The sequence below is a fragment of the Vibrio sp. CCUG 15886 genome (assembly GCF_028570825.1).
Classification (GTDB): domain Bacteria; phylum Pseudomonadota; class Gammaproteobacteria; order Enterobacterales; family Vibrionaceae; genus Vibrio; species Vibrio vulnificus_B.
Genome location: NZ_JAQQBT010000013.1, coordinates 42194 through 65987, shown reverse-complemented (window position 1 = coordinate 65987; position 23794 = coordinate 42194). Strand labels below are relative to the sequence as shown.

At 49.7% G+C, this 23794-nt stretch carries 22 protein-coding genes and 1 pseudogene; 6 read left to right on the top strand and 17 right to left on the bottom strand.

The window, feature by feature from the left end; translation table 11 throughout:
- Positions 1-1022: 1022 nt before the first annotated feature.
- On the bottom strand, positions 1023-1391 hold the full coding sequence (locus PQQ36_RS17765) for a DUF4145 domain-containing protein (RefSeq protein ID WP_103185177.1): 369 nt from the start codon (positions 1389-1391) through the stop codon (positions 1023-1025).
- Between the two features lie 235 nt (positions 1392-1626).
- Here PQQ36_RS17765 and PQQ36_RS17760 point away from each other — a divergent pair, with 235 nt between their 5' ends.
- Positions 1627-1956, top strand: coding sequence for a DUF2500 domain-containing protein (locus PQQ36_RS17760; protein WP_039552135.1), 330 nt, complete (start codon positions 1627-1629; stop codon positions 1954-1956).
- Here the strand turns inward: PQQ36_RS17760 and PQQ36_RS17755 are convergent.
- The 7 genes from PQQ36_RS17755 to rhtB form a co-directional block, all read right to left on the bottom strand.
- Positions 1953-2966 (bottom strand): acyltransferase, encoded by a 1014-nt coding sequence (locus PQQ36_RS17755; RefSeq protein ID WP_039552133.1) that lies wholly within the window; start codon positions 2964-2966, stop codon positions 1953-1955. The genes PQQ36_RS17760 and PQQ36_RS17755 overlap by 4 nt on opposite strands.
- Before the next feature lie 99 nt (positions 2967-3065).
- On the bottom strand, positions 3066-4283 hold the full coding sequence (arsJ, locus tag PQQ36_RS17750; protein ID WP_103185176.1) for an organoarsenical effux MFS transporter ArsJ: 1218 nt from the start codon (positions 4281-4283) through the stop codon (positions 3066-3068).
- Positions 4284-4350: 67 nt separating this feature from the next.
- Positions 4351-4860: a phosphatase domain-containing putative toxin gene (locus tag PQQ36_RS17745; protein ID WP_039552131.1), complete on the bottom strand. Its 510-nt coding sequence runs from the start codon at positions 4858-4860 to the stop codon at positions 4351-4353.
- Positions 4860-5861: an ArsJ-associated glyceraldehyde-3-phosphate dehydrogenase gene (locus PQQ36_RS17740; protein ID WP_045620224.1), complete on the bottom strand. Its 1002-nt coding sequence runs from the start codon at positions 5859-5861 to the stop codon at positions 4860-4862. Before PQQ36_RS17740 ends, PQQ36_RS17745 begins: the two co-directional genes overlap by 1 nt.
- Positions 5862-5890: 29 nt before the next feature.
- Entirely contained in the window at positions 5891-6226 is a 336-nt protein-coding gene (locus tag PQQ36_RS17735; protein ID WP_011079154.1) for a metalloregulator ArsR/SmtB family transcription factor, read from the bottom strand.
- A gap of 106 nt (positions 6227-6332) precedes the next feature.
- Complete coding sequence (locus tag PQQ36_RS17730) at positions 6333-7556, bottom strand: EAL and HDOD domain-containing protein (RefSeq protein ID WP_011149117.1); 1224 nt, start codon at positions 7554-7556, stop codon at positions 6333-6335.
- A 53-nt stretch (positions 7557-7609) separates the two neighbouring features.
- Positions 7610-8227 (bottom strand): homoserine/homoserine lactone efflux protein, encoded by a 618-nt coding sequence (gene rhtB / locus PQQ36_RS17725; protein ID WP_013570931.1) that lies wholly within the window; start codon positions 8225-8227, stop codon positions 7610-7612.
- Between the two features lie 63 nt (positions 8228-8290).
- Here rhtB and PQQ36_RS17720 point away from each other — a divergent pair, with 63 nt between their 5' ends.
- On the top strand, positions 8291-9289 hold the full coding sequence (locus PQQ36_RS17720; protein ID WP_011079151.1) for an alpha/beta fold hydrolase: 999 nt from the start codon (positions 8291-8293) through the stop codon (positions 9287-9289).
- Positions 9290-9469: 180 nt separating this feature from the next.
- A complete protein-coding gene (locus PQQ36_RS17715) occupies positions 9470-10300 on the top strand; it encodes a Cof-type HAD-IIB family hydrolase (RefSeq protein ID WP_017420397.1) in 831 nt (276 codons plus the stop codon).
- A 97-nt stretch (positions 10301-10397) separates the two neighbouring features.
- Here the strand turns inward: PQQ36_RS17715 and PQQ36_RS17710 are convergent, their stop codons facing one another.
- Positions 10398-10868, bottom strand: coding sequence for an EVE domain-containing protein (locus PQQ36_RS17710; protein WP_101956600.1), 471 nt, complete (start codon positions 10866-10868; stop codon positions 10398-10400).
- Between the two features lie 41 nt (positions 10869-10909).
- Between PQQ36_RS17710 and PQQ36_RS17705 the strand changes: the two are divergent.
- Positions 10910-12458: pseudogene (locus PQQ36_RS17705) on the top strand (COG3650 family protein).
- Positions 12455-13060, top strand: a complete 606-nt coding sequence (locus tag PQQ36_RS17700; RefSeq protein ID WP_225470959.1) for a tRNA-uridine aminocarboxypropyltransferase — start codon at positions 12455-12457, stop codon at positions 13058-13060. The pseudogene PQQ36_RS17705 and the gene PQQ36_RS17700 overlap by 4 nt, the downstream one beginning before the upstream one ends.
- A 48-nt stretch (positions 13061-13108) precedes the next feature.
- Here PQQ36_RS17700 and PQQ36_RS17695 read toward each other — a convergent pair whose 3' ends face one another.
- The 7 genes from PQQ36_RS17695 to lptM form a co-directional block, all read right to left on the bottom strand.
- A complete protein-coding gene (locus tag PQQ36_RS17695; protein ID WP_273661933.1) occupies positions 13109-15598 on the bottom strand; it encodes a bifunctional diguanylate cyclase/phosphodiesterase in 2490 nt (829 codons plus the stop codon).
- A gap of 129 nt (positions 15599-15727) precedes the next feature.
- A complete protein-coding gene (yigB, locus tag PQQ36_RS17690) occupies positions 15728-16444 on the bottom strand; it encodes a 5-amino-6-(5-phospho-D-ribitylamino)uracil phosphatase YigB (RefSeq protein WP_072610845.1) in 717 nt (238 codons plus the stop codon).
- Positions 16441-17391: a tyrosine recombinase XerC gene (gene xerC / locus PQQ36_RS17685; protein WP_011079144.1), complete on the bottom strand. Its 951-nt coding sequence runs from the start codon at positions 17389-17391 to the stop codon at positions 16441-16443. The genes yigB and xerC overlap by 4 nt, the downstream gene beginning before the upstream one ends.
- Positions 17360-18061: a DUF484 family protein gene (locus PQQ36_RS17680; protein WP_011079143.1), complete on the bottom strand. Its 702-nt coding sequence runs from the start codon at positions 18059-18061 to the stop codon at positions 17360-17362. The genes xerC and PQQ36_RS17680 overlap by 32 nt, the downstream gene beginning before the upstream one ends.
- A gap of 73 nt (positions 18062-18134) precedes the next feature.
- Positions 18135-18965: a diaminopimelate epimerase gene (dapF, locus tag PQQ36_RS17675; protein ID WP_011079142.1), complete on the bottom strand. Its 831-nt coding sequence runs from the start codon at positions 18963-18965 to the stop codon at positions 18135-18137.
- A 10-nt stretch (positions 18966-18975) separates the two neighbouring features.
- Entirely contained in the window at positions 18976-20229 is a 1254-nt protein-coding gene (lysA, locus tag PQQ36_RS17670) for a diaminopimelate decarboxylase (RefSeq protein WP_011149108.1), read from the bottom strand.
- Positions 20230-20277: 48 nt separating this feature from the next.
- Positions 20278-20394: an LPS translocon maturation chaperone LptM gene (gene lptM, locus PQQ36_RS22780; RefSeq protein WP_013570924.1), complete on the bottom strand. Its 117-nt coding sequence runs from the start codon at positions 20392-20394 to the stop codon at positions 20278-20280.
- Between the two features lie 75 nt (positions 20395-20469).
- On the opposite strand from lptM, the gene cyaY reads away from it, so the two are divergent.
- Positions 20470-20784 (top strand): iron donor protein CyaY, encoded by a 315-nt coding sequence (gene cyaY, locus PQQ36_RS17660; protein WP_011079140.1) that lies wholly within the window; start codon positions 20470-20472, stop codon positions 20782-20784.
- A 116-nt stretch (positions 20785-20900) separates the two neighbouring features.
- On the opposite strand, the gene PQQ36_RS17655 is transcribed toward cyaY, so the two are convergent.
- Positions 20901-23435, bottom strand: coding sequence for a class I adenylate cyclase (locus PQQ36_RS17655; RefSeq protein ID WP_011079139.1), 2535 nt, complete (start codon positions 23433-23435; stop codon positions 20901-20903).
- Positions 23436-23794 lie beyond the last annotated feature (359 nt).

Below are 23794 nucleotides of genomic sequence, written 5' to 3'. Positions count from 1 at the left end.
CTTCTCTTTGTTACGCGGCTAGTCTAGGTAGCAAGAGGATTATGTAAAGCAGTAAAAGGCGAAAGTTGGATCTTGATAGCGAATCACTGCTTATTGTGAAGCAAGCCATAGCTTAGAGCAAAACTGTAAGTTTACAGTATCGGCTCACAGCAACGCGTTTTAAATTCAGAGCCGCTAGATGAAAAGCGTGACAAAACACAGAAAGCAAACGTTAAACCAACTCAAAGCAAAATAAGTCGAACATTATCAGAGGGAATGAATAACAATAGACTGAAAAAACAAAATTAAAAAGCAGAACACAGCATAAACAACAAGAATAAATTCAACAACTTAAACATCAAAAGAAAGGAAAACCCGCTCTCAATCTGGTACAACCAGAATAGACCACTAATCACATCATTGTTTTCTCATCCAATGATAAATCCCCCATACAGACTCTATTGACTTTCTTGAATTTCAAATCCACACCATCAAAAAACACGACTATTAAGCCAAAAGAGCAGCAAGAACCACCAACACCAGACAAAGAGCACTAAACACTATTTGAGCAATATCACACCAACAAAAAACCAATTAAAAACAAAAAGTTAAAGAACGCATAATCAAGAAAACACAAATAAGAGCAATTTAAAAGCACCCAAAAAACACTGTTTTATTGGGACATCAAGGTCAATTAATCATAGTTAAGTTATTTTTTTAAAGAGATTTCAAAAGATCTATTGATCAAGCCTTAAAATCGATGCTATATTGCACACATAGAGTTCATCAACCGTTAGTGGAGGTAGTGTTGTGATGTCTTCTTCTCAAAAGCAAGGACTAGTAATGATCGCAGTTATCGTTGGTTTAATGACACTACCAATGATGTACTAAGTTTCAGAATCTAAATAAAAAACGGGATGCTTTCGCATCCCGTTTTTTATTGTCTTTCATACACAGATTAGACATGGCAAGACCAAACGTTCAGTTCACGTCTCACTGCGTGCTCCGTGGATTGCCTCAGTACATTTTTCTCCAGTCGGCCATTATTTTAAATGTTGGCTAAGTACATCCCAGTTGGCGTAGTAAAAAGCCATTGCCCCCAATGTCATGGAAAGCATCAGTAAAATCGCCACCCGCCAGATAAATCGGCCACTTCTTGGTGTCAGTTCTTTTTCACACTCATCACATGCCGCCAAAAAGCGCTGTTTATCGTCCAACTGATAATTATCTTCATGCACGACTTTATTGCGTACCGTCGCAATAAAACGGAGCTTACCAATCACGTCATGTGGCAAACGTTCTTCACAGCTCGTCACGAGCTGATGCAACCCTTTACCTTCAGCATGATATTGAGTGCGTAACAAAGTCTCTAATCTACGGGTACGAGTGACCACTTGTTCGATTTCTGACATCGTGCCCTCCTTTCGTTCGAGTGTTTGTTTCATTCTATTCTTCTACAGTTTGATTCACATTTCGAGCCAAGTGAGCCGCATAGACTCAAAATTGTGCTCTCATACGCATATAGAATGTGATATGCGCCGAAAATTTTATCGTCTCTTATCTCTAGATCACGATTCGCTACTGGCAACCCCTTGTTTGGCAACTAGGTTCTGTAAAATGAGACACTCATTCAGACTGGAGGTCATCATGCCTATTTCCTTTGTTTTTGCCGTACTCGCATTGATTGCTATTGGTGGCTGGCTCTTCGTTCGTTTCTATCGTACTCATATTCAAGGTAATAACGCCCCAGAACAAAAAGTACAGGTCACTGTGCTTGATAAACAAGTCATCCCTATTGCCGATGCTCAGCCTGGTGAAGAGGATCAAGAATATTGGATCTACGTACAACGTGGCGCTCTCGGCCCCAAACGCGAGTTTCAGGTTGGGGTACACTATTTCCACGCTCTTAACCCCGGCGATAAAGGGGAACTCACCTACAAGGGCGATAAGTTTCTTCACTTTGCCCTGAAGCGCTAAGGCAATAACCAACGTGTCTTAGCGGAGAGCGAAAATAGGTAACTCAACGCTAAGGCACCCGCCCCACTCAACACGACCCATAACGGGATGACCCACGCAGGATGACCCTGATACCAACCCAACTCTTTCATTGGCCATAGAAAAATAGGATGCAATAAATAGATGCCTAAGCTGTGGCGGCTGATCAACGCCACCCACTTTTGCCATTGAGCCGACAACCGCTCGCCTACATAGCGACACAGCACAAACACCATCGATGCCGCCAATACCACATTGATGGTTTTATACGACAGCCAACGCCCGACGGTGTATTCCCCTGCAGCAAGGCTATTACTCACCACCATGATAACCGTGGCAGCCAATGCCATTCCCCCCAGCAGCACCGCCCCAACGACCACTGAGCGTTGATTCGGGACTTTGCTAAAGAGCAGATAGCCAAGAGGAAGGTAGCCACTGTACAGCCATAGCTCGTGGCTCCAAGGGCCATCGATGCCCGCCAGATACAACACAGTGGTGAACAACCATAACGCGGTAAAGAGATAGAGGATGTCCTGACGTTGCTGGCGAACAAGCCACTGGAACATCGGAATCACAAAATAGAGCGGAATAAAATAATAGAAGAAACCCAGATGGTAATAAGTGGCATGCTCTGGGCTGTTGCTGAGCACTTCTGTCACTTTGCTGCCATCAAAACCGCTCGCACTCAAGCCAGAGAGGAACGCATAGAACAACGACCAAAAGAGAAAAGGGATCAGCACCTTACCTAAACGACGACGAGCATAATAAGGCAGATCAAATGGCCGAGTGTCACTGAGCATCAGGGCGCCAGTGATAAGAATAAAAACCGGTACCGCCCAACGAGAAATACCATTGATGCCAACGGCCGTCACCCATTGTTCAAAAGGAATCACCCCTAACTCATGACGATAAGGCGCAAGCACATGAATGGCGATCACGGCCACCGCCGCGACACATCGTAGCAAATCAAAAAACTGAACTCTTTCGCGCATTCTCTATCCTCTTGCTTTTCATGGCTTTGACTATAGCAATAAAAAAAGCTGACGCATGAAATCATGCGTCAGCTTTTGGTTAGAATTCACACACTGCGATCAGGCGGTTTTCGCTGCAAAGCGAGGGAGCTTGATTGAAATTAACGTCGTCAAAGCCAAGAAGAAGCAAGAGACCCACAAGCAAGCTGCCAAACCGAATTCTTGATAGATCCACCCCGACAATAGTGTGCCGATCAAACGGCCCATGGCATTAGCCATATAGTAAAAACCCACATCCAATGAGACGCCATCGCCTTTGGCATAACTGACAATCAGATAAGAGTGAAGGGAAGAGTTAATCGCAAACACCGCCCCAAATAGCAACAGGCCAATCACGATCACTTGCTGAGGATGCCACGCTTGTTGCACCGCATAGGCAATGGCTCCTGTTAGCAATGCCAATAACGCGGCCCAGTAAAAAGCACTGTGACCATCCGGCACTCGACCTTGCGCCTTCCCTGTAATGCGCGGCGCGATGCCTTGCACAACGCCATACCCCATGACCCATAAGGCAAGAAAGCCTCCGACCCAAAGATGATCCCAGCCAAATACGCTGCCAAGGTAAACGGGCAGTGCCACCACAAACCAGACATCTCGCGCACCAAAGAGAAAGAGGCGAGCCGCTGAGAGAATGTTGACAGGCGCCGATTTGGAGAAAATCTCATTAAACTTCGGCTTGTTTTTCGCTTTGCCCATCTCCGACTCTAGGCTAACCAAACTGCCAATCAACACTAGGGTGAGTACCCCCGCCATGACGAGTACCGCGTATTGAAAACCGAGAACAGCCAATAAGAGACCACCGAGGAAAAAGCCCGCCCCTTTTAAGGCATTTTTCGAACCCGTCAGAATGGCCACCCACTTGAACAATGCGCCTTGCTGCTCGTCCGGTACCAAGGTTTTGATGGCGCTTTTGGCACTCATCTTATTCAAATCTTTGGCAATACCAGAAAGTGCTTGCGCGGCCATCACCCAAGGAATTGTCAGCCAAGCGGCGGGGACAGCCAACATCAACAACGCAATGATTTGCATGGCCAAGCCGATGTTCATGGTCTTATTGAGCCCGAGCCTTGCCCCCAACCATCCACCAATCAGGTTGGTCACCACGCCAAAAAACTCGTAAAACAAAAACAGCGAGGCAATCGCCAGCGCCGAGTAGCCAAGGTCGTGGAAATAGAGCACCACCAGCATGCGCAGTGCCCCATCGGTTAAGGTAAAGTTCCAATAGTTAAACGTGACCAGCATGTATTGGCGAACACTTTTGCTCAGTTGAGCGATCATCATTAGCCCTCTGTGTACAGGTTAACAAGCTTTTGGATCATGATGATCCAAAAGCTCTAATGGCTGCTCACTGTGCGTTTGCCACAGATTCGATGTAGCTCAACTGCACTTCTCGCGTGAAGGCGCCGGGTCTCAACGCTTGCACTTCACGGATAATGTCGTCCAATGCCCAGCCTTGCTCTAGCAGCAAATGGGCGGCGAACAATCCGGTGCGACCGGAGCCGCCCATGCAGTGCAGCGCCACTTTGCCACCATCACGGAGAATGGCTTGCAGCTCTGGGCTGGCTTGCTGCCAATGCACGGCGAAGGTCTCATCTGGCGCGCAGTCATCTTCGATTTCGATTTGATACCAACGCATGCCGAGCTCGACGACCAACGGGCCAAGCTCTGCGACCTCTTTACTCGCCAGTTCCGCATCGCCCAGCGCCGTCACAACGGCTTGTACACCGCTGTCCGCCAACTGTTGCAATGACGAACGTAAATCGACCCCTTTGGTACCAGGGCAAGGTGTTAAGACCAATGCGCCAGACGGTAGGTCCAATTGCCAAACAGGGTGGTTGGTGATTGACGTTGCCATTATGCCGCTCCTACTTTACGCACAAGCTCTGCGGTACGGGTCGCGTAGCCCATTTCGTTGTCATACCAAGCGTAAATCTTCACCATGCGTGTACCCACCACCATGGTAGAGAGGGCATCGACGATGGTTGAGCGTTGATCGCCACGATAATCAATCGACACCAATGGGCGCTCTTCAAAGCCGAGAATGCCGTTTAACTCCCCTTGCGAGGCTTCTTTGAGTAACGCGTTGACCTCTTCAGCAGTGGTGTCACGCTTCACATCAAAAATAATATCGGTCAGTGAGGCATTCGCTAGAGGCACACGTACCGCGTGACCGTTAATGCGATCTTTCAATTCTGGGAAAATTTCCACAATCGCCGTGGCACTGCCTGTGGTCGTCGGGATCAAGCTCATGCCGCAGGCACGGGCACGACGCAAATCTTTGTGCGGCGCATCAAGAATGGTTTGCGTGTTGGTGAGATCATGGATAGTGGTAAATGATGCTTGTTCGATACCGAGTTTCTCGTGAATCACTTTCACCACTGGCGCAATGCAGTTGGTGGTGCACGAGGCTGCGGTCACAATGCGGTGCTGCTCTGGGTTGAAGATCTCGTCATTCACACCCACCACAATATTGGCAATGCCTTCTTCTTTCACTGGAGCGCTGACCACCACACGTTTCACGCCTTGCTCGAGGTATTGATTGAGGAAGCTGCTTTTGCGATGCACGCCTGTCGCTTCAATCACCACATCACAACCCGACCAATCCACTGCACTGATGTCACGCTGTTGAGTGGTTTCAATCACGTGACCATTGATGTGCAATTGCTGGCCTTGCACCGTCACCTCGTGGTGCCAGCGCCCTTGCACTGAATCGAACTCCAGTAGGTGGCCCAAGGTAGTGGCATCCCCCGCCACATCATTAATTAAAACAAACTCCAATTCTGGCCAATCAAAGGCCGCGCGCATTGCCAAGCGGCCAATACGGCCAAATCCGTTAATTCCCACTTTGATCGTCATGGTCTATTCCCTAGTGATTCAATTTCAATTTAACAGCACGCCACACGATCTTGTTGATGCAGGCGCGCAATATCTTGTTGATAAACTTGCTTTAAACAGTTGGAAGCTATCAGGTCATCGACCATTTTTTTCATCCAACCAGGCAACTGTTCGGAGAGGCGATAAAAGACCCATTGACCCTGTCTTTCATCCACCAGCAACCCGCTGGCTCGCAACTGTGCCAAATGACGAGAAACTTTCGGCTGGCTTTCTTGCAGGGCATAGGTGAGCTCTCCGACACAAATCTTGCCTTCACGAGCCACCAGCATCAGGCAACGAACGCGAGTTTCATCAGAAAGCAGTTTAAAAAACTGGTGTGGCAGCATGCTTACATTCCTACATATGGATATGCATATATATTGAGAAAAAACAAAGCCGACGTCAACGCGTCGGCTCAGTTGTCATCAAAAATTCATATTGCGTGGTGTCAGTTTAGATCAGAGCAAACTCCTGCGACCAACGCTGCGCTTCGACCAATTCGTAACGCACCTCTTCTATCGACAAACCCAGTTGTTCACACCACTGCTCAATGCCACGCCAGTCTGCCTGTTCAAAACACTCCTCGAGTGCAATCAATGCCCCATAAGCACCGCCACGACACAGTAATGCCTGTTTCGCAATTTCGCTCAATGGCAGGTGGTTGACCAAAGACTCCACCGACAGATCCATCATCGCATCGAGAATCGACAGCAAACCGATCATAAAGCCTTGTTCGTTGTGCTTACTGAAAGGGTGGCGACGAGACATCAACTCACAAAATTGCGCGCGTTGCAGCGAGAGGTTATACAACTCACGCGGCTTGTTGGTTGAGACATAAGACGCCACCACCAGAGAGACGAACATTTTCAGCTTGTCTTGCCCAAGGTAAATCAGTGCTTGGCGAAACGAACTGATGGTGACTTCAAGACGAGTCGACTGAGTATTGACGAAACGCAACAGCTTGTAAGATAGCGCCACATCTTGCGAAATGATCTGCTCAATGCGGCCAAAATCTGGCTCGCTCTTGCACACTTCACGAAACAACTCCAACGCCACGGTCTGCTCAGGGCTGACATAACGCGTTTGCACCACTTCTGGCTTACTAAAAAAGTAGCCTTGAAAGAATTTAAATCCTGCCTCTTTCGCCAGTTCAAACTCTTCTGCCGTTTCCACTTTTTCTGCCAAGAAATGGTATTTCACGCGCCGTGCCAAGTGTTCTTTGACCAACTCACACGCCTTCTCCATCCCCAAATCCATCACATCCAATTTCACGATGTGCACATACGGCAAAAAACGTCGCCACTCCGGGGTCAAAGTGAAGTCATCCAGCGCGATCACATAGCCTTCACGATACAAATCTCGAATGGCGTCAAGCAGCTCATCCGTTGGCTGACACGTTTCCAGCACCTCAATCACCACTTTGTTTTTCGGCAGACTGAGTGGCAAACGGCGAATCAAGGTTTGATACGGAAAGTTGATAAAACAGCGTGAAGAAGCGATGGCCGGATTGGTGCCTACGGACAGAAAGTTTTCCACTATCAGGCGATAGGTCGCGCGGTTTGATTCGATGTGTACCGGATAGGCATTGCTCTCTCCGTCACGAAACAAAAGTTCATAACCTAAGGTATGTTTCTTCCGATTAAAGATCGGCTGCCGTGCGACGTATGTGGTATTCATTTAGTGCTTTATTCTTATGCTCAGTGACTAACCAGTGAATTTATCACTGCTAGTTATGATTTTGCAGCTGCTAATAATGCCCCACAACCCATAAACATTGAACCAAATACTTTGTTTATTTTGCCCATCACTTTCTCTGAACGGATAAAACGCCCCAATTGAGACGCCAAGGTGGTGTAGCCAAGCATAACAAACGCATCAATCACCACGGTCGTGATGCCTAACACCGCTAACTGGGTCACTTGATCTTGGCTTGGATCGATAAATTGCGGAAACAGCGCCACTAGAAAGACGATCGATTTCGGATTGGTCAGATTGATCAGCACCGCTTTGCGCAATAGCGCAGTGCTGGAAATGGCATGTTGTTGCGAGGCCGTCGCGAGGCTTGACGTATCACGCCATTTTTGAATGCCCAGCCAAACCAAATACACCGCACCCACCCACTTAATCACCGTGAATGCCGTCGCCGATTGTGCCACCAAAGCGCCAATGCCCGCCCCGACCAGGACAATATGGACCGCCAAACCAATTTGCAGCCCCACAATGGAAGCCAGCGATTTTCGCGTACCATAACTGAGGCCATTGCTGATTGAGTTCACCGTGCCAGAGCCCGGTGCCAAACTGAAAACGATTGCGGTCACAACATACGCCAACCAAACATGGGTATCCATTTGCATTTCCCCGATAATTCTCTGATCATTGACTACAGAAACGCATGATCAGGTATTTATTTAATGGTTAATAACAGCTCACCTCTCTCTTATACGCAAGAGGCTTTATTTGAGCAAGCAATAGGTGGTCCGATCGCTGCCCTATGGCAGCAGCGACAAGAGGGTTTCCTAAAAACGCGCGATAAGATGCAGTTGTATTGGTGTAAGCTGACCAACCCGCAACACAAAAAGGCGGTGCTGGTAGTGAATGGCAGAATCGAATCTGCTTGGAAGTACCAAGAACTTCTGTTTGATCTCTACCGTCAAGGCTATGACGTCTACAGCTACGATCATCGAGGCCAAGGTTTATCAGATCGCCTGGTGAAAGACTCTGATATTGGTCACGTCTACGAGTTTGATGATTACATTCTCGACATGGAAGCCGTGATTGCGCATTTTGATTTCTCTCCTTATCAGCAGCGACACATTGTTTCTCATTCGATGGGCGGTGCCGTCGCCACGCGCTACTTACAAACCCACCCACAACATGGTTTTGATAAGTTGGTGCTCAGTGCGCCGATGTTTGGTATCGATCTCCCTTGGTATTTGAGTCCAGTGGCCATGGCGGTCAGCCAAATTCTCACCGCCGTGTACCCAACGCCTACTTATGCGCCGGGACACAAAAGTTATTATGAGAAGCCCTTTGAAGATAACCCGCTTAGCCAGAGCCAAGCGCGTTATCAATGGTTTAGACAGTTGTATCGCGACAAGCCCGAGCTGCAAGTGGGTGGCCCGAGCACCCGTTGGGTGTGGCAAGGCTTAATGGCTGCCAAACAGTGCATTTTGCTGACGCGCCAGCTCACCATTCCGGTGTTGCTGTTGCAGGCGGGGGGCGATCGCATCGTCAGCAATCAAGCACAGTCGCAGTTTTTCAAAAAGCTGCACAAAACCAATAAGCGCAGCGAAATGGTGACGATTGAAGGCGCGCAACATGAATTGTTGTTTGAGAAAGACCACTACCGTAATCAAGCACTCAGCGCGATGTTCCGCTTTTTACAGAAAGAGGAAAGCAACCAAGCTTAATTTACCCTCTTTTTCTCTCCGCTTTTCACATACACTAGCCAGCATCCCCCTAGTGAACAGCGTCTAGACAGGCATCCAAGCTGGATAGACGTTGTGTCACTTTCTACCGACTCAGGCAATGGCCTGTGTCGATAACGTTTCCTGTTTCCTGAACACATCCGACTGACATAAGAGGGCCGTATGACTGCGAGCTTGCCAAATAAAGAGATCACCAAAATCGTTGCTTCCGATCTGGATGGCACGCTGCTGGCACCGAATCACCAACTCAGCGAATTCTCCAAGCAGACGCTCAAAGCACTGCATGAGCAAGGTTATACCTTTATTTTCGCCACTGGCCGTCACCATGTTGATGTGGCAGGCATTCGTGCTCAAGTGGGCATTCCCGCCTACATGATCACCTCAAACGGTGCTCGTGTTCATGACCAGCATGACCAACTGATGTACAGCAAAAATGTTCCGGCCGAGCTTGTGCAGCCGGTGATTGATATTGTCAAACAAGACCCTGAGATCTTCGTTCATCTTTACCAAAACGAAGAGTGGCGCCTCAACCGTGAAGACGAAGTGATGCGCAAGTTCCATGAAGAGACGGGCTTTACCTATAAGGTTTACGATATCGACAACGCACCAACTGACGGCATCGCAAAAATCTTCTTCACCCATCCAGGGCAAGATCACGAGCATCTGGTTGGCTTTGAAAACCAGTTACGTGAAGCCTTTGGCGATCAACTTAATATTGCCTTCTCAACGCCTTGGTGTTTGGAAGTGATGGCTGCGGAAGTGTCAAAAGGGGACGCGCTGAAAGCGGTCGCAGAATCACTGGGTCTGACACTGGAAAACTGTGTGGCCTTTGGCGATGGCATGAACGACGTGGAAATGTTGTCGATGGCGGGCAAAGGGTTGGTGATGGAAACCTCTCACGAAAAAGTGAAGAAAGCCCTGCCAGACAACGAAATCATTGGCAGCAATGCCGACGATGCCGTGGCGCACTATCTGCAAAAGCATCTGCTATAAATGCGGCACAATCAATGACCACGGGGCAGCGTTACGCTGCCCCGTTTTATTTTTGCCTGCAGCTCAGTTGCGACAACCTTGCCGCACATCGGCAAGGCTAGCGACGGCTAGGCAGTTTTTCTTTGGTCAAAATTGCCTGCCATTCTTGTTCCGTCACCGGCATCACTGACAAGCGATTGCCCTTTTTCACCAGTGGCATGTTTTCCAATTCGGGCATGGCTTTCAACACCGCCAAAGGGATAACCCGTTCGGTTTTGCGCACAAACTCCACATCGACCATGATCCAACGCGGGTTTTCTGGCGTTGATTTCACGTCGTAATAGTCGCTGTTGGCATCAAACTGAAAATGATCGGGGTAGGCTTCACGAACCACTTTGGCGATCCCTGCCACGCCAACCTGCTTGCACGAGGAGTGGTAAATCATCACCCAATCACCCTCTTTCACCTCATCACGCAGCATGTTTCTTGCCTGATAATTTCGCACTCCCTCCCAACATGAAACCTTTTGTACGCGTAAAGTGTCGATAGAAAAGGTGTCCGGTTCAGTTTTAAACAACCAATATGCCATAATGCGGTCCAAGCAGATTTAGAGATGGAGAAAGATATAACATGAAGGCGTTTAAAAACCCAGTAGCCCTATCGACACTGTTGCTGTTACAAGCGTGTTCAACCAGCGCCCCCGTCGCCACTCAATCTGCTCCTGTGCTGCCAACCGCCAATCTCAGCCAGCCAGAGTCGGTGGTCGCACAGAGCTTTATGCTGTCAGGCAGTTTGGTCGTCGGCCATGAAGCGCAATACATCACACCTTGCGGCAGTACGCAGCAATATTGGCTACAGCTGAGCGCTCAGCAGCGCCAGCAATTGATGGCGCTGACCAGCCTGCCCTATCAGTCCATGTATGGCGAAGTGATCGGCCATTTAAAAACCACCGGTGATGAAGGTTTTGCTTCGGAATACGATGCGTTGTTTGTGGTGGAGCAACTCAACTTAGTCGATGCCAGCAACCCAACCCGCTGCGAGCAAGCCGCTCGCCCAACGCAAGCATTTGGTAATGAGCCCAACTGGCGTATCGATTTTGCTGCCAATCAGCTGACCATCAAGCAACTGAGCAAACAAGAGCAAACGCGTGTGATTAGCCGCAGCCAACTCAGCCCCCCGCAAACGCGAGTATCAGTTTGATGACGGCCAATTGCTCCTCAGCGAAAATCTGTGTAAAGACACCATGAGCAACAGCCTTTACGGCTGGAAAGCAACGCTTGACTGGCAAGATACCCAGCTATCGGGCTGTGCCACCACTTCGAACATCGATGCCACGCTCGGTTGGGGTGGTTTGTACACGGCCACCTCAACCCAATCTTCCGGTTTTAGCGTGCACATGCAGCTCAACGCAGACCACAGCGCTGAAACGCGTTATCTCTATGCCAATGAAGAACGCCCTCTGGTGGAAAAAGGCTACTGGCAGCAACTCAATCCCAACCAGATCCAAGTCGTGATGACGCATCATCAGGGGCAAAAATTAGTCACCGAACGCATTTTCACCCGCACGGGTTCACAGCTAAAAGCGGACAAGGAAAAAGTCGGCAAGGTGGTCTATCCGATTGCTCAAGGGGGGCTGATTTTGTATCCCGCCGCCGCAGGTGAAATGATGAGTGACGCTCCCATCACCACTCAAACTGCCGTTCCCACAGACACCCGTAACGTAGCCTCCAGCGCGGAGTTTCGTCGCGATGTCGATCAGGCAATACGTGAGTATTTTCGTCTGCACAAAACCGATCCAAGCAATAACCAATACCGCTGGTTAACGTACGATCTCAATGGGGATGGCAAAGAAGAACTGCTGGCGCAATTGGATTGGTGCGGCTCGGGTGGCTGTACCCTGCTGATATTTGAAAATCACCAAGAAACTTGGCGCTTCAATAGCCGAATTACCTTGGTGAACACACCGCTTTACCTTGGCAATCAACGCAACCACGGCTGGCAAGATCTTATCTTCAACGTCAGTGGCGGCGCCAAAGCTCAGTCACACCTGATGCAATATGATGGTATTAGCTATCCACTCAATCCGAGTGTTGCGCCTGTCGCGCTTGGTGAGCAGATCAGTCAGGTAGAACTGTTTTCTGATGGCATCAGCCCGGTACGCGAAGGAGTGAAACTGTGAAGCCACAAGCCTGCCCTCAGTGTGGGCTGCGTTATCAATGCTTGTGTGACCAGTTTCCATCACTGCAAAGTGAGGTCGCACTGGTGTTATTGATGCACCCCAATGAGGTCGAGCGAGAAACCAATACTGGGAAACTACTGCATTGGTGCCGTTTGCCCGCGCGCCAGTTCGTTTGGCAGCGCACTGCGCCTCCGCAAGCGTTATTGGATCTCCTTAGCGATGCGCAGTTTATGCCTGTGGTGCTCTACCCCAGTGAACAGAGTATCGCCCTATCTCAAGTAAAGGAGCGCGCCCAGCAAACCCAGCGCCAGCCGCTGTTTATCATTCTTGATGCCACATGGCAGGAAGCGCGAAAGATGCTCAATAAAAGCGAATGGCTAAAAGCACTGCCACAGCTCGCTTTACACGGCGACAGCGCGTCGAACTATCAACTAAGACGCAATCAGCAACAAGGCAATCTGTGCACCTTAGAGATTGCGGCAGAGTTAGTGAAGCAACTCGGTGAAGCACACAACGCCACGTCAATGACCGAACTGCTGCGCGATTATTTGGCGGCGTTTCATGCCGATCGCAGTGGCCACGCGCTAAAAAGCGAGCCTTAACAACACAGAAGTTAGCCCAGATGCCCCATCTAGGGCTAACCCGCCCCCTCAGAATAAGCGACTTGGCTGGCCGAGATAATAGCCCTGCAAGTAATCGACCCCCATGTCTTGAGCGATTTCACACACCTGCTGATTGTGGACAAACTCCGCCACCGTTTTCGCTTCCAGCACCTGACACAAGCGCACCAACTGACTGGCGATCTTGCGCTGTTTGCTGTCTTGGTCGATGTTGCGGATCAAGCTGCCATCGAGTTTGATGATATCTGGCTCAAGCTTAATAATTTCGTCGATGTTGGAGTAACCCGAACCAAAGTCGTCAACAATGATGCGCGCCCCCAACTGACGGAAATGGCTGCACACTTCAATCATCCGGCCATAATCTTTGATCTGCTCCGATTCCAAGACCTCCAAACCGATACGGCTAGGTTCATTGAGCTGACGAATCGCCGTTTCCAACAGCAGCATGGTTTTATCGCTCATCAGATCTTGCGGGGAGAGGTTAATCGAAAACATCCCGCTTCTCTCTCGCATATAGTTCAAGGTGCTTTGAATCATATGGCGGCTCAAACGGGTATAGAGGTGGGTGTCGGCAATAATTGGCAAAAACTGCCCTGGTAAAATAATGCGTCCGTCGTTTTCGACGATTCGCACCAAACATTCTTGTGAGTAGGGAGTGGTGCCGTCGGCGTGAAACAAAGGCTGCGCGTAAGTGACGATATTTTGCTGCAAGATCGCCCGACTGACGCAACTGAGCCAAGCCAGTTGCTCTTTGCGTCGCTCGTCACTTACTTGAATGTCTTTGGCGTTGCAAATATGGGTATTGCTACGCACCCCAGCGCGCCGCGCCTCAATCGCTTTGAGCAGCAGTTCGTCACCACTGGCTTGCGGAAAATCTCGCCGGCTGGCCAAGCCACCGCACAATGAAATCGACAGGTAATCCACTTGTTCCAAACCAGACGGTTCAAAGTTAGTCTGCTCAATCACATCGGCAAAACGGGTAAACTGCTGCTTGATGGTCTCACCACAAATTTCAGCACGAAAGACAAATGCCCACTCGCCAACACCAATGCTGTACAACTGCATATCCGCCTGTTTGCCCAAACGCCGCCTGAGACGAGTTAAGAAACTCACCGATAACATACGCAGCAGCTCATCGCCGACTTGATAGCCATACTTTTCATTGATGTGGCTGAAGTTGAGCAGCTTTAAGGTCAACAAATGTTCATCATCGCGAATGGTCGACAAATACTCTTTCAGGGCGATGCGATTTTGTAACCCGGTGCGACTGTCACGGCGATAACTTTCTTGCAGTTTCAGCGTTTGCCGCTCTCGTTGATACTCCATATGGGACTGCACTTGGTCGAGATCGGCAATCGCATTGCGAATCAAACAAAACAGCGGTGAAATGGTGCTGTCGACATCATCAGCGGGCAATTTGAGTTCAGTCACTTCATCGCTTTCGCGCATCGCCAGATAGGTCAAACTGTGGTGCAAAATCTCTTGCTGTAGACCGTCGTGATACAACTCACCCATGCAGTAACTGCCGTGACTGGTCGTGATCTGATGAAAAGGCGCCACTTCTTGGCAACCATCGATAAAGTTGAGCCGAGACGCACAGTTGTAGATAAACACCGTTTCCGGTTGATGCAGTGCCAGCTCCACCACGCCATGCTTGAGCTGCTCTAGAGTTAACGAAGGGTGGTTGTAGCAAAAACGCACCTGATCGCCGATAGACCAAGTTTTATCGAAAGAGATACTGCCATCGTGGTGGATCTCACGTACCGCACACACCTCTTTGTGTTTGCCTCGTTCTCGGTAGAGCGGAAAATTGAGCAGATGGCTAGCCGAGAGTTCATGACCATCGGCCAAATAGCGCTTGTAAACCTCGTAGGCCGGCTTATTGCCAAGAGAAATGAGACGCTGCCCTTCGGCGGCCGTAACGGCATGGTACATGCCAACCGGGTTCCACTCTGAGTACGCGCTGGTCCATACTTTAAGCTGTTCACTGTGCAAAGCCACGGCCACCGCCGCTTGCGTATAGAGCTGGTCTTGGTGCAGCACCCAACATCCGTCAGCGCCACTTTGTGCTAAACCGCCGCATACTGGCGTTGCGATACCATAATTGAACGCGCCGTACAGCGGGTAATCTTGCCGCTCTACTTGCACGGAAAAGCTGATCACCGCTCGGCTGGTGGGGGTTAATTGCAATACTTGGCATAAATCGTAACCATCCAGATCTGCGGATCCTGAATAGGCCACCACTGCCGAAGTCAGTGTGGTGTGACAAAATTCCGCGATCACCACCAAACACCCGCCGGTTAAAATTTCACCGCCATAAATGGTGTGCTGCGTACTGTGGCCAATGATGTCCACATTCGGTAAGTGCGCCAGCAGATGCCGAGCATATCCCTGTGTGATAGAGGCCGTCTGAGTGGAGAAAATCTGCACCAAATAGGCATTGTGCGCGTCCCAGCGATAATCGGCGGTCATCGCTTGCAACTGCGTAAGATCCTCGACCCAGAACGAGAAAGTCTGCATATCCGTATCAACCCCGACGTCAAATGGGCGCAAACCCTGCGTGTTCCAATTGTGAGAATTCTAATTTATGATGCTTTTTCCAGCAAAACCAGCGTTATGCGGGGAAGATTGATAGGATTGAGAGCGGGCTTACAAAAGTAGGAGTAACTGACTTAATTCATTGATTTCTAAATTAGGAAGAGTTTTGGCTTTGGCTTGCTGACGTAGATTGATCTGCTTTGGATTGATCCAGCACGACATAAAACCATGCAAATTGGCACCATGTACATCCGAGAGCAAGTGGTCGCCAACATGGAGAATGCGTTGCGCCGGCAACTGCAAGATCTGCTCCGCACGCTGGAACAGATCACCGGCCGGTTTCGCCACCCCGTCAGGGCCGGCTTTTAAGATGGCTTGAAAGTAGCCATCCAGGCCGATCGCCGCGACATCCACGTTACCATTAGTGATCGCCACTAAAGGCAGTTTGTCCGCCAATAATCTCATGACACGATGCGTTTCGGATGGCACCACCAGCTGGCTGCGCCAATACAACGCCACCGCAACTCCCTCATCCGCCGCTTGCTGCGCCGACGCCACATCGTACCCAAGACGTAAAAACGCCTCGGTCAGTTGCTGATGACGCAACTGCGTCACATCACTGCGCAATTGCGGAGAGCTTGCCGCCACTTCACGCTTTAATTGAGACCAATCGCTGTGACTCATCACTTGTGTCGCAGGATGCTGCGTGGCGAGCCACGCCAGCACCTCTCGCTCCAAGCGCTCAATCACCGGACGGTTATCATACAAGGTATCGTCTAAGTCGAAGGTCATTGCCGCGATCGGCTGCAGCGGGCGGTAATGTTTCATTCATCTTCCTCTTTGTGTTGAGAAGACTTTTTACGCGCCCTTGGGTGCGCTTGATCATATACATCGGCCAAGTGTTGGAAATCGAGGTGCGTATAGATTTGCGTGGTCGAAATGTTTTCGTGGCCTAGTAATTCTTGCACAGCACGCAGGTTATTGCTCGATTCGAGAATGTGCGTAGCAAATGAGTGACGCAGTTTGTGCGGCGTAATATGGCTCGCCACCGCCTGCTTTTGACCCCATTCCGCCATGCGCTTTTGCACACTGCGATGGGAAATGCGCGTACCCAGCTTCGAGACAAACAACGCCGGTTCACTTGGGTCCGCCAAACCACTGCGCACTTTTAGCCATTTTCCGACCCACTCGACCGCCATGCCAGCAAAAGGCACTTTGCGTTCTTTGTTGCCTTTACCGATCACGCGAATTTCGCCACTGCGCAAATGCACATCACGGACATCGATATCGACCAATTCGGCCAAGCGCAATCCCGCACCGTACATCAGCTCCATAATGGCGCGATCACGAATGGCCAGCGGATCATCCTCATTCACTTCGAGCAGTTGATTCACTTCATCAACATCGAGATTTTTGGGCAGAGGACGTTTTTTACGCGGAGCCGAAACCCCTTTGGCTGGATTGGCCGTGAGGATGCCACGCAAAATCAAAAAGTCAAAGAAGCTGCGCAGCGAAGAGAGGCGCGTCGCGATGCTGCTTGCCTTCATCCCTTCACGCATCCCTTTGCCCGCCAGTTGGCGCACCCAACCTGCGTCGACTTGCGGCCACGCTTTGAGCCCCATGCTGTGCAAGTGTTCCGCCATGGTTTCCAGTTGCTGCTTGTAGTTGCGCTGGGTGTGCAGGCTTAAGCCTTTCTCCGCACGCAAGTACTCGTAGAACTGATCAAGCGGCTTTCTCAGGCCACTAGGCAGTGGTGTGTTTGACGCTGTCGTCATGCTGCAATTGCCAGGCAAGGGTTTGAGCTAAATGGGCCACCACTAATGAGAGATGACGTAAGAACAAGGTATCCATCTCCGGTTGAAAATGACCACCGTCGGCACTGGAAAACGCCAGCAAACCAAGGGGATGTTGCTTCACCAGCGGCAAGACCACGTAAGAGCCCATTTCTGGCACAGGTAAATCACCAAACAGCGCTTCGCGATCAGCATTGCGCAGACGACCTAAATACGCCGATTTACCATTGAGATGGTTGGTGGCAAAACGCTGGTAATTTTCCATACTCAGTTGATGCTTTGCTTCACATTGGTTCAGCAAACGCACATAGGCCACCAAACCGAGCTCATGCGCTTTTTGTTCAATCGCTTTGACCACTTGTTGAAAATCGCGGCAACGCAGGATCTGCTCTTGCAGATCCATGAACTCATAAAAGGTGCGATCGTTGTTCGCCGCCAAAGACATCAAGGTCGTGATCTCTTCTTCCAACGCTTCGATACGCTGACGCTGACGATTCAGCTGAATATGCACCAAGGAGACGGTACCTTGCTCCGGGTGCGGAAAGTTCAAGCGGTCGACCAACTCCGGACGATGAACAAAAAAATCGGCATGATCTTGAAGATACTCCGCCACCACTTCGGCGGTCAGAGCATCGGCTTCAGGGTAAGACAAAACATTTCCTCAAACGATAACTCATGCAAGGTGATGAAAACTCATCACCCGCGGTGGCTAGAATCCGTGGGTTCTAGCAAGACAGCTGGCCATCAAACACATGAGTGGCAGGGCCAGTCATGTAAAGTGGCTTACCCGGACCTTGCCAATGAATGTGCAAATCGCCACCGGGCAAACTCACGGTGACATTTTCATCCAACAAGCCTTGTAAGATGCCGACCGCCACCGCGCCACACGCACCGCTGCCACAAGCCTGCGTTTCACCCGCACCACGCTCATACACGCGCAGACGGATCTGTTCACGGTTGACCACTTGCATAAATCCGGCATTGACGCGCTCTGGGAAACGCTCATGCGATTCAAGCAATGGTCCTAACGTCTCCACTTCTGCGCTATCGACGTCATCCACCACAGTCACAACATGTGGGTTGCCCATGCTCACCGCACCACAAAACAGCGTTTTTTCGCCAACACGCATGATGTAGGTTTTTTCTTTTTGCTTGGCGCGAAAAGGGATTTTGTTCGGTTCAAACTCCGGCACACCCATGTTGACGGTGATTTGATCGTCCTCTTCCACATCAAGAATCATTTTGCCTTTCTTGGTGCTGACGCTGATGCTGTACTTATTAGTCAGCCCTTTCATGCGAACAAAACGAGCGAAACAGCGCGCGCCATTACCACACTGTTCCACTTCACTGCCATCGGCATTGAAAATACGATAGTGGAAATCCGTCTCAGGATCGTAAGGTGCTTCCACCACCAGCAATTGGTCAAAGCCAACGCCAGTATGGCGATCCGCCAAACGGCGGATCAGCTCTTGAGAGAAGTAAACGTTTTGAGTAATGCAGTCGACCACCATAAAGTCGTTACCCAAACCGTGCATTTTAGAAAAATGGAAATGCATAAAAAGCTCGTTACTCCGGAAGAATGTGTTCTAGTTCCCACAAGCTACGCAATTCTTCGCGCTGGCGTACCAGATAATGCTGTTTGCCATCCACCATCACTTCCGCCGCGCGCGCACGAGTGTTGTAGTTGGACGACATGACAAAGCCATAAGCGCCCGCACTGCGAACCGCTAGCAAATCGTTCTCTGCCAACACCAGTGAACGGTCTTTACCGAGGAAGTCTCCCGTTTCACAAATTGGCCCCACGAGATCATAAGTCACCGCTTCGCCTTGGCGAGGCTGAACGGGCACAATGTCTTGCCACGCTTGGTACAGAGCAGGGCGCATCAAATCGTTCATCGCTGCATCAATGATGGCGAAATTTTTGTGTTCTGTGTGCTTGAGGAATTCTACTTTGGTCAGCAATACGCCCGCGTTCGCAGCAATCGCACGGCCTGGTTCAAAAATCAGTTCCAAATCTTGGTGATTTTCTAAACGCCCCAACAACGCTTTGGCGTATTCAGAAGGCTGAGGCGGCAATTCGTTACGATACACCACGCCAAGACCACCACCCACATCAAGGTGGCGAATGTTGATGCCTTGCTCTTTCAAATCATCAATCAAAGCAAGCAAGCGATCAGTCGCATCGATAAACGGTTCAATCGCGGTAAGCTGCGAGCCGATATGGCAGTCGATACCTTGGACGTTAAGGTTTGCTAGGCTCTGGGCAAATTGGTATACCGCTGGCGCACGGTCAAAGGCGATACCAAATTTATTATCGCGCAGACCCGTTGAAATATAAGGGTGGGTTTGAGCATCCACATCCGGGTTAATGCGCAGTGAGATTGGCGCTTTCACACCCAACTCTCCCGCAACGCGGTTCAAACGCTCAAGTTCAGGTTCCGATTCGACGTTAAAACACTTGATGTTGAGTTCAAGCGCACGGCGCATTTCCGCTTCGGTTTTACCCACACCAGAAAACACCACTTTACGTGGGTCGCCGCCAGCGGCCAACACCCGCTCCAATTCACCACCAGATACGATGTCAAAACCAGAGCCTAATCGCGCCAAGGTGTTCAGTACCCCTAGGTTCGAGTTGGCTTTCACCGCATAACAAACCAGGTGAGGATGCCCTTCTACCGAGCGGTCAAACGCATGCCAGTGACGCTCTAGCGTCGCACGCGAATAAACATACAGAGGTGTGCCGTACTGCTCAGCCAGACTGGTTAAGGAAACCTCTTCCGCCCAGAGCTGACCATCGTCCTGATAATTGAAATAATCCAAAATTCACTTCCCTTATAATATGGTCGACTGCTAAATCAGTTGCGATGCCTACTGTGATTGCTCAGATTGTTGAGCGTCATCTGGAATGTACAAAGCGCCCGATTGACCACATCCGGCCAAGAGCGCTACCGACAAGGTTAACAGCACAGTAAGTATTTTTTTCATTTTGCATATCGTGATTATTGATTCAATGCCCCCTATAATCGCACCACACTCAGGAAAAGCAATAGGATAGATAGGATGAACAATACTGAATTTCATCAACTAGTGGATAACGAGCTACAACTCATTGAAGAAGCGATTGATGAATCAGGCGCAGACATCGATTACGAAACCACGGGCAACGTGATGACGTTAGAATTTGATGACCGCAGCCAAATCATCATCAATCGCCAAGAGCCGATGCAAGAAATTTGGTTAGCCTCGAAATCCGGCGGTTTCCACTTCCAATACAAAGCGGGTCAGTGGATTTGCTCCAAGACTGGCGTGGAGTTTGCACACATGGTCAAACAAGAGTGTGAAAAGCACGCGGGTGAATCGATCGATTGGGCTTAAACCAACGTCGTCTCACACCAGCAACGCACAAACACAAAGAGCACCTTTCGGTGCTCTTTGTGTTTCGAGTAGACTAAAACGCGTAGCTATCGTTAAGCCATTAAGCGGCTAGGTAACTATACGTTGACCGCTTTGGACATCTTCGTTTGAGTACAGGCATCGTTGCGATAAGGAATAATGTACGACTCCTGCCCTTCCTCTTGCGGATGAATGATTTGGTAATACTGAGGCAAGTTGAAGTTAATGCATTTCGAGGCAACATGCTTGTCGTCTTTCACCGCGGTGTAGAAGCTGTTCACGCTGGCGATCATCTCATCTTTAGAGCCGCTAAACTGGTGATACACTTCCACTTGGTTGGCTTCGTCCAACACATAAATGTTGAAGCCTTTCTCCGTGTCTTCAAAGAAAAACTGAATCAAGCCTTCGCTGGCAAAACCATCCACCACGGGCGGCAGATGATAGTCGTCTTCACGATCCAGCATCAACAGAGGTGAGCCCTTGAGTTTATTGGTGGAGATGCTGCGGTAAAAATCGACCGAGTTTTCTAACTTCTGCACCGACACGCCGCGACGTTCAAAGAACAAACCGAAGGTTTGGGCCGCCAAGCGAATCGCTTTAAAACGGCGACGCTTTTCTTGCTCCACCGGCTTAAGGCGCAAATCAATGCACTCAGCTAACAGTTGATACACCATATTGCGCATCACACCGCGTAAGTTTTTGCTGTAGCAGAACACATCCACCGACTCTGGCGGAATCGCGTCTTGGTGCATTTTGCCCAACACGGTTTTCAGTGCATCCAACATCGCAGTTTCGCCACGGAAATGCAGAGTCCGCACTTCATGCCAAGAATTGCGATAAACCAGATCAACACTACCAATCAAACATTTCTGTTCCGTACCAAAACTGAAAATGTCGGCGTTCTTGAGATCGACTTTTAGTGAGCGTCCAGACAGCTCAGCGGTTGGATCGTTTTCAAAGTTGATGAACATCGCCAATTGGCTGATTTCACATGGGCTGGCTAACGCTTGCATGGTCGGACGGCGTTTACGCAGTGAGAAGGTATTACGTAAATCACTCACCATCTGATAGAACTTATCGATGTCGAGCTGTGCTTCTCGCACCACCGCGTGCAAACGGGTGGACTCAGTGATCAAACCATTAAAGAACGCCCACGCCACCAACTTACTTAAGTATTCGTGATGTTCAAGATACGGCTGACCTAAAATGCGGTGCGCAATCAGCGGTTGCTTATACAGATACCAGCCAGACTTATTGATGCGCCCTTCGCGCACTTCAATAAAACTTAAATCGGGTTCGTGCAAATCTGGAGAAATTTGTGGGTTGAGCAGCGTCACCTTACCCGGCAACACTTCAAACGCCGCATAGAGCTTACGCGCAAGAATACTGATGTCCTGAGGGCTAATCGCCGAGGTAATATCGTTGCGACGCGCAAACTGAATCAGGTTGCGGTAACTCTGCATCAAGGCATCAAGCAAGGCGTGGTGCACCACTTTGACCTGTTCCACTTTCCAGTTACGTCGGTTGTCTAACTCGACAATCACTTCCTGCGACCATTGCCATTGGCTGGTCAACTCGTGCAACGCTTCACGGCGCCACGCCACGGAACCGACACCCGGTTCACGCGAGAGTTTTTCATGGGTTTTGAGATAGAAGCAGCGACGCACCAGATCCAAACGTGTGTGGTCATTAATGCGTTCGAGATAGCGAGTGACTTTCTCCAGCATCAGATAGTACGCATCCATCCCATAGAGATCTGGCTCATGAGCAAAGAAACGACGCTTACTGTCGATACTCAGCAGTTGCGTGTGTGGGTATTCCCACGAATACGCTTCGAGCAAAATTGCCTTCAATACCGACTTGTATGGCGAGTCGATACTCTTGTAGAGCTGCCACAAGTTCGAACCAAAGTACTCTTCAGCAGGAATGCGGCTCAGTTGACCAAAATCGATCCACTCATTGCAATTGATGTGACCACCATTGCACAGCTCTGCCACGTATTGTTCGTAGCACTCTTCCATCTCAGGCGGCACGATTTGCCACAACAAGCGCTGCCCAGCAAGACGTACCGCGGAACGATAAAACTCATCCAACAGCAACATATGCTGTGACGAACCACAGTTGTCACCCGTCATCTCTTCCGAGCGGTTGCTGCGGAACCGGTCTTCATCCATCAAGAAAAAGTTGGCTTCTACGCCATGCATCTGCGCCCAATCGGTGATCAGTAAGCATTTATTGGCGAGGCTCTCTCTTTCGTCATGGCCCATTTGTGTAGGAATGCAAACCCAAATATCGAGATCACTGGAGGTGCTTTGGCCAATGGACGAGGTACTGCCCATGGTATAGAGACCAAGAATTTGTGCATGCGGCGCGCGAGGTAAGGACTGACCTAGGGTTAATTCTGTGTCATCAACAAACTGCTGTTGAATATCATTGAGCTTGAGCCCATGCACCCCAAAGGGAACATCAGCGTCAAAATAGCCGGGAATAGCGGGGTGATTAAAGTGCAGTAAAACCGGGATGAGGTGAAATACTTGCTGACTTTGCAAATCCATAAGCGCCAGCGCACGCTCGATGCGTTGCCGGTTGAGGGTATCTAATCGCTGGATTAATTTTTCGGTATAAGCCTGCAAGGGATATCCTTGGTTTCAATATTGAGACACGTCTGCATAAGTTTTGAGCCATCCTGGCTAAAAAACGTGATCAATTTAACACTTCCATCCGTGTTGGTAAAGACAAATGCGCTGCATTCTTCACCACAACAAATCGCATTGGTGGTAGGCAGAGCACGGCCTCAAACTCGGCGGCTAAGTGTCGCTTGTAATCTTTATAACTAATAATAGTCCATCCGCCAAATGAGAATCCAATCACACTATTTCAGTCTCACGTACCATTTCGTTAACCCTAGCATCAGTTCCACCAACTAACAGTAAGACTTTAGCAGTGAGAGTGGTAGGATTAGCCCAAATCAGAACGTTCAAGATATTGGGAA

Coding starts and splice junctions, on each gene's coding strand:
- arsJ (WP_103185176.1), bottom strand. CDS start 4,283: ATGATCGCTCAACTGAGCAAAAGTGTTCGCCAATACATGCTGGTCACG.
- PQQ36_RS17760 (WP_039552135.1), top strand. CDS start 1,627: ATGCCTATTTCCTTTGTTTTTGCCGTACTCGCATTGATTGCTATTGGT.
- PQQ36_RS17735 (WP_011079154.1), bottom strand. CDS start 6,226: ATGCTGCCACACCAGTTTTTTAAACTGCTTTCTGATGAAACTCGCGTT.
- lptM (WP_013570924.1), bottom strand. CDS start 20,394: ATGAAAAAAATACTTACTGTGCTGTTAACCTTGTCGGTAGCGCTCTTG.
- PQQ36_RS17730 (WP_011149117.1), bottom strand. CDS start 7,556: ATGAATACCACATACGTCGCACGGCAGCCGATCTTTAATCGGAAGAAA.
- dapF (WP_011079142.1), bottom strand. CDS start 18,965: ATGCATTTCCATTTTTCTAAAATGCACGGTTTGGGTAACGACTTTATG.
- PQQ36_RS17765 (WP_103185177.1), bottom strand. CDS start 1,391: ATGTCAGAAATCGAACAAGTGGTCACTCGTACCCGTAGATTAGAGACT.
- yigB (WP_072610845.1), bottom strand. CDS start 16,444: ATGAAACATTACCGCCCGCTGCAGCCGATCGCGGCAATGACCTTCGAC.
- PQQ36_RS17710 (WP_101956600.1), bottom strand. CDS start 10,868: ATGGCATATTGGTTGTTTAAAACTGAACCGGACACCTTTTCTATCGAC.
- PQQ36_RS17720 (WP_011079151.1), top strand. CDS start 8,291: ATGGTTAATAACAGCTCACCTCTCTCTTATACGCAAGAGGCTTTATTT.
- xerC (WP_011079144.1), bottom strand. CDS start 17,391: ATGACGACAGCGTCAAACACACCACTGCCTAGTGGCCTGAGAAAGCCG.
- PQQ36_RS17715 (WP_017420397.1), top strand. CDS start 9,470: ATGACTGCGAGCTTGCCAAATAAAGAGATCACCAAAATCGTTGCTTCC.
- PQQ36_RS17745 (WP_039552131.1), bottom strand. CDS start 4,860: ATGGCAACGTCAATCACCAACCACCCTGTTTGGCAATTGGACCTACCG.
- PQQ36_RS17695 (WP_273661933.1), bottom strand. CDS start 15,598: ATGCAGACTTTCTCGTTCTGGGTCGAGGATCTTACGCAGTTGCAAGCG.
- PQQ36_RS17755 (WP_039552133.1), bottom strand. CDS start 2,966: ATGCGCGAAAGAGTTCAGTTTTTTGATTTGCTACGATGTGTCGCGGCG.
- rhtB (WP_013570931.1), bottom strand. CDS start 8,227: ATGGATACCCATGTTTGGTTGGCGTATGTTGTGACCGCAATCGTTTTC.
- PQQ36_RS17740 (WP_045620224.1), bottom strand. CDS start 5,861: ATGACGATCAAAGTGGGAATTAACGGATTTGGCCGTATTGGCCGCTTG.
- cyaY (WP_011079140.1), top strand. CDS start 20,470: ATGAACAATACTGAATTTCATCAACTAGTGGATAACGAGCTACAACTC.